Consider the following 12,817-nt stretch of genomic DNA (forward strand, 5'->3'; position numbering starts at 1 on the left):
CTTAAGTGAACAGCATTGCCTGCTGCAGGGGCCCCTCAGGCGCTGGCGTGCCATAGAGGCGAGCCAGGTGGCCCATGCCATGACGGTGCTCGCCAACCAGGCTCAGGGGGTAGAGATAGTGCAGAACGAGCGGCTGCTCACCCTGTAAGGCCCAGGCCAGTGCAGCCCCTGTGGTAAAACATCCAATAGAAAAGAGGCGCCATGGCGCCTCTTTTCATTGCTCGGTCTCCCCGCATCAGGTCGATTCGCCGTCGTCCCGCTTGCGGTGCACGTCGGGGCGCCCGCCGGTGACCACGTCGGCCCGTCCCTCTTCCTTGGCCTTCTCCGCCCGCTTCTTGCGCATCTCCTTGGGATCGGCGATGAGCGGGCGGTAGATCTCGATGCGATCTCCGTCTTGCACCGGCTCGCTTCCCTTGACCGGACGGCTGTAGATGCCGAACTTGTTGACCGAGAGATCGATCTCCGGGTGCTTCTGCACTATGCCGGACAGCTCGATGGCCGCCAGCACGCTGGTGCCTGGGGCCACCCGGATGCACAGCACGGTTTGCCGCTCGGGCAGGGCATAGGCCACTTCGATATTGAGCAGATCAGACACCGTAGACCACCTTGGCGCGGTTGGAGAAGGCGAGCACCATGGAACTCACCAGGTCGCGGAAGATCTGGCCAAAGGCCAGCTCGATCAGCTTGGAGGTAAATTCAAAGTCGAGATCGAACTCCACCTTGCAGGCATCCACGTCCAGTGGCGTGAAGGTCCACCAGCCCGCCAGCTTGCTGAAGGGGCCCTCCACCAGCTCCATCTTGATGGCGCGGTTGGCATCGAGCAGGTTGCGGGTGGTAAAGGTCTTGGCGATGCCTGCCTTGGCCACATCCACCGAGGCCATCATGTAGTCCTCACCCGTCTCGTGAACGCGGCTGCCGACACAACCGGGCAGAAACTCGGGATAAGCGTGAACATCATTGACCAGACGAAACATTTGTTCCGCGCTGAACATCACCAGGGCACTGCGAGTAATACGGGGCATGGGCTTTCCTCATCCAATCGGGCCGATTTTATCACCTTGCCAGCCAAAATCACCGCCGAAACTGCTCACCGGGCCGCCACTCATGCAATTGCCCCCTTTGCAGCCCCTGATGACCAGCTTGAGATCACCTTGCCAGCCAAAAACATCACCGAACTGCTCACAAAGCCGCCACTCGAGTGGTTGCGCGTTTTACAGCCGCCGCCACCCACGTATAATGCGCCTTCCTAAACATTGCCGAAGGCCCCCGTCATGAGCAAAAAAAACAGTAAAAACAAAGCCGGGTCCAGCACCATTGCACTCAACAGAACCGCCCGTCACGAGTACTTCATCGAAGAGCGCGTGGAAGCCGGCCTGTCCCTGCAAGGGTGGGAAGTCAAATCCCTGCGGGCGGGCAAGGCCAACATCAGCGAAGCCTATGTCATATTCCTGCAGGGCGAAGCCTTCCTGTTCGGCTCCAGCTTCCTGCCGCTGAACGCCGCCTCCAGCCACGTGGTGTGTGACCCGACTCGCACCCGCAAGCTGCTGCTGAGCCGCCGTGAACTCGACAAGCTCGAGAGCCTGGTTGCCCGCCAGGGCTACACCATAGTGCCGCTGGCGCTCTACTGGAAAGAGTGCTGGGTCAAGGTCGAGATTGGCCTGGTGAAGGGCAAGAAAGAACACGACAAGCGGGAAGACACCAAAGCCCGGGAATGGGACCGTGAGAAGGCCCGCATCATGAAGAACAAGAACCGCGGTTGATTGTGCGCCGCCAGCGCCCGTGCGGCGACCAATAAACCAGCAATCGACCGGCCCATGCCGGTCGATTGCCATCAACGCCTTGCCATGGCAGGATTTTTGCGTACAATCGCTTTTGACAACTTGGGGCTGATTCTGGATTCGACAAGATTCACGAAACCCAAGGTGCATGCCGAGGTGCGGTAGGCCTCGTTAACAAACCGCAAAAAAATAGTCGCAAACGACGAAAACTACGCACTCGCAGCTTAATAACCTGCGCTGAGCCCTTCTCCCCTAGCTTGCCTGTGTCCTAGGGAATTGGAAGGTCATCCTTCACAGGATCGTGTGGAAGTCCTGCTCGGGGCGGAAGCATTAAAACCAATCGAGCTAGTCAATGCGTGGCGTGTCTCTCCGCAGCGTGTTGGCGAATGTAAAGAGTGACTAAGCATGTAGTACCGAGGATGTAGTAATTTTGGACGGGGGTTCAAATCCCCCCAGCTCCACCAAACAATGTTCCGAGTAGGAACGAAGAAGACTAAAAACCCGCAGGATTCAACGCCTTGCGGGTTTTTTGTTGTCCGCATTAGTCCGAGGTAGTCGCCTAAAGCCAGTACCACGAGTACTATATTTAGCACCACAAGCTTTGTGGTACTCAAATCAATGGTACTAAGGGGCGATATGGAGAAGGTTGAGAAAAAGAGGCGCGACACGAGTTGCGACAGGTTAAGTGACTCCAAGGTAAAGACCGCCAAGCCATCAGAAGAGGCGAAGGCAAAGGGCACTATGACCACCTTGCTCGATGGCGATGGACTGGAACTCAGGATCACTGCTGCTGGTTCTAAGCTTTGGGCGTTCAAGTATTCAAAGCCCGTTGACAAGAAACGAACAAACATGAGCTTTGGCACTTACCCAGAGATAACTCTTTCACAAGCACGAGAACGGCGGCGAGAGGCTCGCGCCCTGCTGGCTCAAGGGATTGATCCCAAGCTCCACCGAGAAGAACAAATCGCCATTGCCAAGGCTGAACAAGAGTCCAGCCATAACACCTTTGAACACATGGCTGCCAAGTGGTTGGATCTGAAACGCCATAGCGTGACTGAGGAATATGCTAAAGATTCGTGGCGCTCCCTCGAGATGTATGTGCTTCCTTTCATCGGTTCCGTACCCATCGATGAAATCCGCGCCCCTAAGGTGATTGAACTGCTGCGCCCGCTGGAAGCGGACGGCAAACTTGAGACCGTTCGCCGCCTCTGCCAACGGGTGAACGAAATCCTAGATTACAGCGTGAATCATGGTCTGCTCGTTGCCAATCCCTGCTCTGCCATTCGCAAGGTGTTCAAGAAACCTACCAAGAAGCACATGCCCACCCTCAAGCCCGACGAGCTGCCGCTGCTGATGGCAGACATTGCCAACGGTCGTCTGGAACACGCCACTCGCTGCCAGATTGAATGGAGCCTTCACACACTGGTGCGCCCCGGTGAATCTGCGGGCACTCGTTGGGATGAAATCGATATGGAGGCCAGAGTCTGGAACATCCCTGAAGATCGCATGAAAATGGATCGCCCCCACCGGGTGCCGCTCACCCCGCAAGCACTCTCCCTGCTGGAGCGTATGAAGCCGATCAGCGGCCACCGCCCCTTTGTGTTCCCTGGCCGCCGCGACCCACTTGAGCATATCAACGACCAATCCGCCAATGCGGCATTAAAACGACTTGGGTATGGCGGGCGACTGGTGGCTCATGGCTTGCGCTCGCTGGGCAGTACCACTCTCAACGAACAGGGCTTTAACCCCGACGCCATAGAAGCGGCTCTGGCCCACGCCGATGAAAATGAGATTCGACGTGCCTATAACCGCTCCGATTACTTCGAGCAACGGATAAAAATGATGGGCTGGTGGAGCGACCACATTGAGAAAGCCAGCCAAGGGAACCTCTCTCTGGCGAGCGGCCAACGAGCATTGAAGGTGGTGAGTAACTGATCCCAATTTGTTGACTTATCTAGCCTATTTCGATGTGGAGAAATTCGGGATAAACCTACTGCCTGATCGGCCCCCCTACTTTTATTGACAATATGAGTCCCGCAATATGGGTAATAAAAAACGGATCCATCCTCTGCCGGAATGGTTCAACCTAACAAAATACGATGTATTTTTAGACGTAAAAAATGAAGATATTTTTTACGAAATTGCTGCTAGGGCGATTATCTACGCTAATGCCGACAATCCCATGAGTTATCTAGGGGATGCCATTCGAGTGCTAGAGAGTGGTGATCTATTTGTGGGCCGGGCTGTCCGCGCTGGAATAGCCTATTCAATGTCACCCGATGGCCACGAACACGAGCCATTTGTCTCAGCTTTAGCAGATCCAGAACTCGCTAGGATTCTCTCCCCTGTTCCTCGTCCTGAAACACCCCCTTTAGCTTATGGCGTATCAATCCATCCGCTCAATGGCTTCGGACTGAGAAAACTGTACACAGGGCTTCGCGACACAGGAGCGATACAACGGCTTCCTGAGGATCCCCCCGACCAATTGAGGTTAAATTTAGGAAAAATGTCTGCCAGCCTGACAAAAACCCTCGATAGTAAGCTGATTTACGTCGCTATAGATCCCACTAAGGCTACAAACGTAGAAATGATTCTGGAGTTTTCTGAGCTTCTACCTATTTGGCGAGAGCAGGTGGAGGCACCTGAACCAGATAAAACGGAGGGTGATAAAGAGGGCGGATCGCTTATTAAGCGGATTGTTGAATACAAAGCCATCGCCATGCTGGATCTGGAGTTGTGGTCGAAGTACGCAAAGTTGAAGGATGGGTACAGTCACCCCCAGTTATTGGATGTCCTTTACCCAAACGAGATTGTCTCCGAGAAAACCATGTCCACTACGCGGCGACCATTTCAGAAGCGATTTGGCCTACACGACCAGCAAGATAGAATGCTGGCTTGGTTAGGCCTGATAGGGAGGGATGGCCGTTACAACCGTGATCGACTTGTGCGTGATGAGTTTCCCCCGGCCGAAAAATAATCCTAGCATTCCCTGTATTAGATGGCATGTTCCGTCAAATGAGACCCGGCCCCGTGCCGGGTTTGTTTTATTATGGTGCCATTTTCTTTTGCAAAATTCTGGGGAGTAAAAACGTAACCATAAAATCAGAATCCCATTGTCGGAATCACCCGAACAATGAGGAATGTTATGGAATACAACAACCCAAAGACTTCGCACCGCTTTATGCGCACCCGAGAAGTCTGCGAGAAGACTGGTCTGAGCAAGTCCAGTATCTACGAAATGATGGCGCAGGGGCACTTCCCCCAATCGGTTCGCCTTAGCGAGGTGGGCCGCAGCGTAGCATTCGTTGAATCGGAGATTGAAGACTGGATGGCCAGCCGCGTTGCGGCTCGCAACGTCGCGGTCTAGAAGGAGGTGACTATGAAGCAAGTTGAAAAGGCCACACCACAAGGCGATACAACCCAAACAGATTGCCTTGCGACAGGCGGGGCTGATTCTATCGGCCCCCTCCCCGGCCCCACAACCAAGATCGAGCAGGTGGCCTGCCACTTACTCGTGAATGGCGAGGACGGGATCTGCGCTCTCTATGCCCTATGGTTTCTCGATGGACTGAACCTTCATAACTCGATTAGCAAGCTGCGCGGCCATCACGGGATCACCATTGAGGACAAATTCGTCAACTACCAGCGCAGGGAGGGCGGCTCTATTCGCCTTAAACGCTACTGGGTGGCCAACCCTGATGAAGCCCGTAAGCTTGCGGAACTGGTCAATCACAAGCGCAAACAGCGCGGGGCAGTCTTGCTCAGTCATAAGGTGATCGCCGCCTGCCTTGCCCAATTCTCATCAAATGACGCCCTAACCGCCATCTAACAGGTAACGCCATGAACCCTTATCAAAAAGGGCGCGAAGGCGTCCGGGGCGAAGCTTTGCTCAAAATCAACCAACAGCACTTGGCACGGGGGATCTGTTCCCCCTTTTCTCCGTCCTGCAAATGCAACCAGGTTGCGCTGGCTCCTTCGGTGTGCGAAACGGCGCTCGGTGAGAGCAAGCGCCAGTGTTGGAACGAAGTTTTTGGGGGAAAAAATGACGGCAGCATCTAAGTTTGCTCCCACGAAGTTCCACGATCTGGTCGATAAGAAGGTCGTAGTCATTCATGCCGGTCAATTTGCTCACCATAACTCAGAGAGTCGCCAGATTTGGCAACGCGCACATAACCTCGCAATCTCCGAGACCAATCCGATAGACCCCGAACAGGAGCCCGAACAATCTCTTTTCGTCAGTGAGGAGCAATGCGCCAAGGGGGGGAGGTTCTTCAAGATGGCCGATCCGGATATGACAGAGCGCGTCATCATTCACACTAAAGGTGAATTGGATTTCCCCAAGTTGCAGAGATTATGTGAGCAATTGAAGAAGCAAGCCCCCAACGTCGAGGTATATCAGGGGACTGAAGGGAAGAATGCTGTGCCCTGGACCTCACTCACTGAGGCGTTGACATCGATGTCGATGAATCACGCGGGGCGCTTTCCCTTGATCTCAGGATATGAGGGGTTTGACTCTCAGAGCAGCTATCTCATCAAGGGTCTGTTACCGACTAACAGCACATGTTCGATCTACGGGCCTTCGGGCAGCTTTAAGTCGTTTGTGGCTGTCTCAATGGCCTGTCATGTAGCGACCGGCACCGCATGGGACGGCCGGCAAGTTGAACAGGGGGCTGTGCTTTATATCGTAGGCGAGGGCGGCGTTGGTGTGCCACGCCGGATCCGCGCCTGGGCCGACCAGTACGCAGGCGGTCGCGACATCCCCAATTTTTACCGCATTCCGATACCGGTATTCATGGCTGACGAGCTGCAAGTTGCCGAGCTAGAACACGCTGCCAATCGGGTCAAGGCCGCAACCGGCCTACCGGTACGCTTGATCGTGGTGGATACCGTCGCTCGCTGCTTTGGTGCCGGTGATGAGAACCGCGCAGCCGACATGGGCGCGTTCATCAAAGGCTGCGATCTCATCAAGAACAAGACCGGCGCAACCGTGCTGATGGTTCACCACACAGGTAAGAACGAGGACAACGGCGCCCGGGGGAGCAGTGCTTTACGTGCTGCGCTCGATGCCGAATTCTTTGTGAAGCGTGAAGGTGCCGACAGTCAGGCAGTGACCATCGCCTGCACCAAGATGAAGGATGACGAGGAACCTGCTAGGCGGGCCTATGACCTCAAGAGGCGAATCGTTTGCTATGACAGCGACGGCAACGAGGTGACCAGCTTGGTGCTAAAAGACAACGGGCGGGAGCCGGTAGAGCCGGACGCGTTGAACGACGTGGGCAACCTGTCTCAAAACCACATCGCAATGTATCAGACGATCAGACGCTTGTGCGAAAGCCGGGGGGGTAAGGTGTCGTGGACAACCGTTACCCAACAGATGAAGGAGGCTGGCACATGGGACACCAAGAACGCCACACGGTGCCGCGACAAGCTCATCAGGGATGGGCTGGTGGTCTGGGATGCCGATAGCAGCATGCTCTCGATGCCACACCACCAGGAGTAAAAAGTGAGGTCGCGGTGAGGGCAAGTGCGGCGGTGCTTCGATCCCCTCACTTTTTCCTCATACATAAAGAAAGTGAGGGCGGACAGGGAAAACCGGCCGGTAAACCGCGTCAATACTGGGTCGCCACATACCATCCCTTCACCGCTCGCGACGTTCAGATGAGGGCCTGAAAAAGTGAGGATGAGATGAGGGTGAGTGAGGACGACCCACCGCTAGTCGCCAACCTGATGATGTTGGCAATTCGGAAGCTAGAAAAATGACCGACGCTAAAAACAAAATTGCCGCACTGAAGCGGCGCCAGACCAGAGTGGTGAGAGAGGTATTGAACGCCGCTGGCCACCAGCTTGTACGGGATATCCTCGTGATTAACGAAGAGTGTGTAGCACTATTGTGCGAACGGAGATGCTGATATGGCTCACGCAAAGATTGACTGGCAGTTCCACATTCAGGCTTACCTGGCGCAGCACAGCGATAGTAAGTCGATCCCGGACTATGCTCGCGCCAATGGCATTAACACAGCCTCCGCTCGCCGCGCGATGAGGCCTGCAGTGCTTGCAACTCTAGCTGACCAGGTCGCTGGTGACGTGACGCTTACCGTACCGACCAACGTGTCGGGCTCCGTCATCAAGGTTAGCCGTACGGTAAGACGGAAGGCCCTCGAACTGACTGCCGAGTCTCACCAGCAACGTGCAGATCGCGCATCATCGGATCGCCCCCCGCGATCCGATCATTTTCATGAATCCTGGTCGAGTGAAGACGATCAGATCGAGGACAATCATGGTCAGCGTGATGGCCGTGGCAAAAACAACTGCAAAAAGTGCCAACAGAGCCCCGAAATGGATGTGGATGGAGGGGGCCCGTGTATGGACGAGCAGGCGTCGGCGGAAAATATTTTTTTCCAAGATCGACCGCCGACACGCCCAAGCAATGCCAATGCAATGACATTTGGCGGTTATGCCTCACTGCTGGAAATTGATGACGATATTCGCGAGGCCGTCGAGGCGCTTGGTCTTGGTGACTATGATCTGTTGATCTCCATCGCACGTCATATGCAAATGACCCGCGCACTAGGTCGGATGCAGAAAGCCATTGCGAGTGACTATGACGCGAAGAAGCCCTGGAAGGATGAAATGGGTCAGCCCTTGCCCCGCTCTCAGGTAGAGGCACAGGCTCTGTTTGGGGTTAGTCAGCGCATGACCGAGCTAGAGGCGACCATCAGCCGGCGCAAGATGGCGATGCGCAAGCAGTCCTTGGTCGAACGACAAGCTGAGCACGAAGCACATCCACTGACTCGGGCCGAGCGCATAGCCAGAACCCGCGACATCCTGGCTAAGCGCACCGATCAAGAGCTTTCTGCACTGGAAACTTCATATTTGTTCGTTAATGAGGGGCTAGATATCCCGCTGCCGCTGCAAATAGAGGCCAAGAAAGAGGTGTCCTGGCTGGAGCCGGCCATCGATACTGACGGTGGGACTAATTATGAAGAACTGGCCCTTAGCCGCCAAGAATTCTATAAGAAGCTCAAGTATCAGGAAGAGGTATGGTTACCGGCACGTCAGGCTGAAATCGCCGCCATGATCGAGCAGGAAACCGCCTATCAGGCGGGGACTCAACTTGATGAGGAGAGTTTTGCAAGGCAAGGAGTTATGGTGATTTCTGGTGTATGGGGGATATAGAGAAGGTGGCGTATCCTGCTGATTGATTCCGCTCAAAGAATTCAATCAACAGAGGTGATACGCCATGACCGATTCTACCCTCAGAGCCCTGCCACAACCAGAGGCCAAGTCAACAGATCCGCTCACAGACCTGCTGCGTGCAGGAGCCAGAGACCTGATTGCCCAGGCTGTGGAAGCAGAGCTTCAAACCCTGCTTGAGCGCCACGCTCAGCTTAAGCTCCCCGATGGCCGCCAAGCGTTGGTACGCAACGGCTTTTTGCCTGAACGCACCATCCAGACCGGGATCGGCGATGTCGAGATCAAGGTGCCAAAGGTGCGCGACAGAAGTGGTTCAGGGATCTGCTTCAACAGTTCGCTGCTGCCGCCCTATCTCAAGCGTTCCAGCAGCATAGAAGAGCTGCTGCCCTGGCTGTACCTGCGGGGGATTTCCACTGGAGATTATCAGGAGGCGCTGGGCGCGTTGCTCGGTGACAAGGCCAAGGGGTTGTCGGCCAATACCATCAGCCGCCTGAAACAGCACTGGGGTGATGAGCATCGGGAGTGGAGCCAGCGGGACCTGAGCCAGAAGCGGTATGTGTACTTTTGGGCTGATGGGATATACAGCAACGTGCGCATGGGAGACCGGCTTTGCTTGCTGGTTATCATTGGCGTAACGGAGCATGGCCATAAGGAACTGGTGGCGGTCGAGGATGGCCTGAGGGAGTCTGAGACCAGCTGGACAGAGCTCCTGATGGGGCTGCGAGCCAGAGGGCTGGGCAAGGGCCCCAAGCTTGCCGTCGGTGATGGCGCCCTGGGTTTTTGGCGAGCGCTGGCCAAGTGCTACCCGGATACGGTCCATCAACGATGTTGGGTTCACAAGACCGCGAACGTGCTGGCAGCGTTGCCCAAATCTGTGCATCTCAAGGTCAAGGATGCGCTGCATGAAATCTGGATGGCCGAGACAAGGGATGAGGCTCACATGGCGTTTGACCGCATTTTGGTGCGCTTTGAAGCGAAGTACCCGAAGGCGATGGAGAAGCTGACGAAAGACCGGGAAGAGCTGCTGGCGTTCTATGATTTTCCGGCCGAGCACTGGGTGCATATCCGGACGACGAACCCGATAGAGTCGACGTTTTCGACGGTCAGGCTACGAAGCAAGAGAGCGCGGAACTGTGGGTCTCGGGAGACCACGCTGGCGATGGTTTACAAGCTGCTTGAAGCGGCACAGAAGAAGTGGAAGCGGCTCAAGGGATTTGTGCTGCTGACGTTGGTGGTAAACAACGTGAAATTCAAGGACGGAGTCCAGGTGCTGGATGAGTCAGACAGGAATGCCGCCTGACCTACTCCATACACCACATTTGACAATAGCTCCAAGGCAAGAGCAGGATGCCCTTCTGGAAGGCCGGACTGTTCTGGCCGGCGATGACGGCGATTGGGATACCGAGGAAGTCGACGCTGACCCCGAGGAGGTTTGGTAGAAGGCCAAACCTTAGTTAGGTGTAGGTGATCAACACACTATCTATCACCCCCTCGCCGACGCTCACGCCATGCTTGCTCCACCAGTTCGGGGGTGATTGACTCCCGGAGTACGCGATACGCGTTATCAGAATATCGGGGATGTTTCTGAGATCCAAACTCGAACACCATGACGTTGGCCGGCTCTTCGTCGATGCGTAGGAAGTCGCGAACAGGGCCTGGTGCAGCAGGTTGCTCTGTTGAAAGTCGTGGATATGTTCCTGCGTACGTTCCAGTAGCATGGGGGGAGCTCAGCAAAATAACGGAGCAGTGTGACGAAAGGGCTGTTGCCCATGGCGACATCCCCCTGCCTGAATGCTTGAGAACAGTATAAAAGGAGTCGCCAATACGTAACCGGAACAGCGCCATTACCAGTAGTTGTAGATGAATTCCGCAAGTTTCCTTTCGTGGAACCCTTTATCAAACAAAGTTACCCCAAAGCGATTTAGATAATGGTCAACCTCTATCCACCATGAATCAGGCATGGATGTTATGGTCAAAATCATATCTAAGCAGGAGGTATAACAGGGTTGATCGTAATAGGCTAGTTCATCTGGAATAGTGACTTCGACCATATTTAGAGGAGAGCTTTCATCTTGGCAGACAATAATGCGTAATTCATCGTTGACCTGCTTGATTCGGACATCTGAAACCCATGAGCCTGGATGAAATTTAGTTAACACCCGTAGTTCTGTCAATATGCTGACATCAAGTGTTGGAGATGTGGTGCTATCTTCATTTCTGATATGCTCAGCATGCTTGGCATGGTTCTTTAATTCTTCTATTTTATGAACTGCTGATATTTGTTCTTGTAATGCGGCAATGGTGCATTCCTTGCTCTCCCACTCCTCTTGCAGAAAATCTAATTGAAATAAATTAATCAGTTCTTGGTCCTTGCTCTGCCAAACTATCAGATATACAGGTATGTTTTCCCAATCATTTGCCAGAGTGGAGGCGCCGTGTTCAAGCATCAACTTTATGAGTTTAAGCTTATCTGATGCTGGCTCCTGTAAATAATCATGGACCTGCCACCCGAATAAAGATGCATAATCACTATCTTCAAGCAATTGATTGGGGTCACTCTTATGCTTGAGTAACCATTCTGCCAACTCAAAATCGTTCTTCTCTATTGCTACCATCAACGCTGTGCGATCATCAGAACGCCCCCAGCGAATATCTATATCAAATTTTAGTCGTTCAAGATGAAATGCAAATGCACTTCGGCGAAGTCTTAAGAATGGAACTACATAGTCATTGGCTGGAAAAGGATTTGCGAGCGTCGGACGTTCGTAATCAGATATCGTATAACCAACAATATCAATATCTAATTCTGGTTGCTCAAGTAAAAATGATAAAACCTTTTCACTTTTATAAGCTAATGCATCAGTGATGGCTGACCCAAATTCCTCCTCATTATCTTCATTTCTATACTCATAAGTTTCATTGACATCAAAGCCTGATGAAATAATGGCCTTGACCAAAAAAATATCGTCCTCACTGATGGCATCAAACCATATTTTCGAACGACGCTCATCATAGCGGGATTCTTCACAGAGATAAGCAGCATAAGGGGCAGCGAGATCGGGGCGATCGCTAGCCCGACAGACTTCAATAAACGCCCTGAGTTGCTTACGATCCACATGTTCAATGGTTTCAATTGGTGGTAAGTCATTTATATCAAGTAGTAGTGAGGTTTGCTGCATAAGGAACTCCTGTAACCTAAAGCAATTGAGGGAGGGGTGTCACCTCCCAACTGGTTATAACTGGCCGGAGAAAGCTTTTTGAGAAAGTGAGCAGAATAACTCGTTCTCGTTACTATTGGTTGTATTTTTAATAAGGCTTATGTGTATTTTCTCAAATTTTTCATATTTTTTAAGTGTAAGATCGTTAGGGATTGGGATTTTAATGTTGCCAATTATAGTTTTATTTAAGTTTGGCATTGTGGCACCTAAGGATGCTGCCAGGAGGTGTTCTTTAATGGCGTCTCCAGATAAAAGCTGGACTAGATATTTAGAAAATAAAACATCTGCATGCGGTCTGATATATAAGCTGCCAGTTCCACAAAACCAACCATCCTCATTGGTCGTTATTAATGCGCAGCGCCCCATCTCACCTCGACGCCCCATCACAATATCCCCTGCTTTTAAATGATACTGTGGCAATGACATATACATATTTTTTGCTATGGTAAGGTCGTCATCTGGTTCAACTTTACCATTACAGATATGCGTTGGGTTTATGAGTGGAATACCACCTGAAATATAATCCTCTTTATGCAACTGCGAACCGAACGGTCCTATTTGTATCTTTGCGATTTCGCTTAAATTTTTTATCTCCCAGCCCTTCGGGCTGTCTCTTGATCAGATCTT

The 12,817-nt window shown here is 53.0% G+C and carries 12 protein-coding genes, 1 other RNA gene and 1 pseudogene; 10 read left to right on the forward strand and 4 right to left on the reverse strand.

Annotated features, from left to right (window positions below):
• Window positions 1-235: 235 nt before the first annotated feature.
• Complete coding sequence (locus BN1127_RS18450; RefSeq protein ID WP_042650423.1) at window positions 236-595, reverse strand: RnfH family protein; 360 nt, start codon at window positions 593-595, stop codon at window positions 236-238.
• Window positions 588-1,022, reverse strand: coding sequence for an SRPBCC family protein (locus BN1127_RS18455; protein ID WP_042650424.1), 435 nt, complete (start codon window positions 1,020-1,022; stop codon window positions 588-590). The genes BN1127_RS18450 and BN1127_RS18455 overlap by 8 nt, the downstream gene beginning before the upstream one ends.
• Before the next feature lie 249 nt (window positions 1,023-1,271).
• Between BN1127_RS18455 and smpB the strand changes: the two genes are divergently transcribed.
• From smpB to BN1127_RS18495, 10 genes are all read left to right on the forward strand, one after another.
• Window positions 1,272-1,760: an SsrA-binding protein SmpB gene (gene smpB, locus BN1127_RS18460; protein ID WP_041206169.1), complete on the forward strand. Its 489-nt coding sequence runs from the start codon at window positions 1,272-1,274 to the stop codon at window positions 1,758-1,760.
• A 122-nt stretch (window positions 1,761-1,882) separates the two neighbouring features.
• Window positions 1,883-2,242: a transfer-messenger RNA gene (gene ssrA / locus BN1127_RS21840) on the forward strand.
• Window positions 2,243-2,414: 172 nt separating this feature from the next.
• Complete coding sequence (locus tag BN1127_RS18465) at window positions 2,415-3,713, forward strand: integrase domain-containing protein (protein ID WP_042650425.1); 1,299 nt, start codon at window positions 2,415-2,417, stop codon at window positions 3,711-3,713.
• 106 nt (window positions 3,714-3,819) lie between these two features.
• On the forward strand, window positions 3,820-4,755 hold the full coding sequence (locus BN1127_RS22245; protein ID WP_156139785.1) for a DUF6387 family protein: 936 nt from the start codon (window positions 3,820-3,822) through the stop codon (window positions 4,753-4,755).
• Between the two features lie 168 nt (window positions 4,756-4,923).
• A complete protein-coding gene (locus BN1127_RS18475) occupies window positions 4,924-5,145 on the forward strand; it encodes a helix-turn-helix transcriptional regulator (protein ID WP_042650427.1) in 222 nt (73 codons plus the stop codon).
• A gap of 12 nt (window positions 5,146-5,157) precedes the next feature.
• Window positions 5,158-5,607: a hypothetical protein gene (locus BN1127_RS18480; RefSeq protein WP_042650428.1), complete on the forward strand. Its 450-nt coding sequence runs from the start codon at window positions 5,158-5,160 to the stop codon at window positions 5,605-5,607.
• 11 nt (window positions 5,608-5,618) lie between these two features.
• Window positions 5,619-5,837 (forward strand): hypothetical protein, encoded by a 219-nt coding sequence (locus tag BN1127_RS22250; protein ID WP_156139786.1) that lies wholly within the window; start codon window positions 5,619-5,621, stop codon window positions 5,835-5,837.
• Window positions 5,821-7,278: a helicase RepA family protein gene (locus BN1127_RS18485; RefSeq protein ID WP_197069664.1), complete on the forward strand. Its 1,458-nt coding sequence runs from the start codon at window positions 5,821-5,823 to the stop codon at window positions 7,276-7,278. Before BN1127_RS22250 ends, BN1127_RS18485 begins: the two co-directional genes overlap by 17 nt.
• Window positions 7,279-7,688: 410 nt before the next feature.
• Window positions 7,689-8,954 (forward strand): hypothetical protein, encoded by a 1,266-nt coding sequence (locus tag BN1127_RS18490; RefSeq protein ID WP_042650429.1) that lies wholly within the window; start codon window positions 7,689-7,691, stop codon window positions 8,952-8,954.
• 64 nt (window positions 8,955-9,018) lie between these two features.
• Window positions 9,019-10,272: an IS256-like element ISAeme25 family transposase gene (locus tag BN1127_RS18495; protein ID WP_042650430.1), complete on the forward strand. Its 1,254-nt coding sequence runs from the start codon at window positions 9,019-9,021 to the stop codon at window positions 10,270-10,272.
• A 544-nt stretch (window positions 10,273-10,816) separates the two neighbouring features.
• On the opposite strand, the gene BN1127_RS22255 is transcribed toward BN1127_RS18495, so the two are convergent.
• Together BN1127_RS22255 and BN1127_RS21845 are read right to left on the reverse strand one after the other, a co-directional pair.
• Window positions 10,817-12,151, reverse strand: a complete 1,335-nt coding sequence (locus tag BN1127_RS22255; RefSeq protein ID WP_156139787.1) for an ankyrin repeat domain-containing protein — start codon at window positions 12,149-12,151, stop codon at window positions 10,817-10,819.
• Window positions 12,152-12,205: 54 nt separating this feature from the next.
• Window positions 12,206-12,784: pseudogene (locus BN1127_RS21845) on the reverse strand (restriction endonuclease subunit S); the annotation flags it as partial.
• Between the last annotated feature and the right edge of the window lie 33 nt (window positions 12,785-12,817).

The sequence above is a fragment of the Aeromonas media genome, from assembly GCF_000819985.1.
Taxonomy (GTDB): Bacteria; Pseudomonadota; Gammaproteobacteria; order Enterobacterales; family Aeromonadaceae; genus Aeromonas; species Aeromonas media.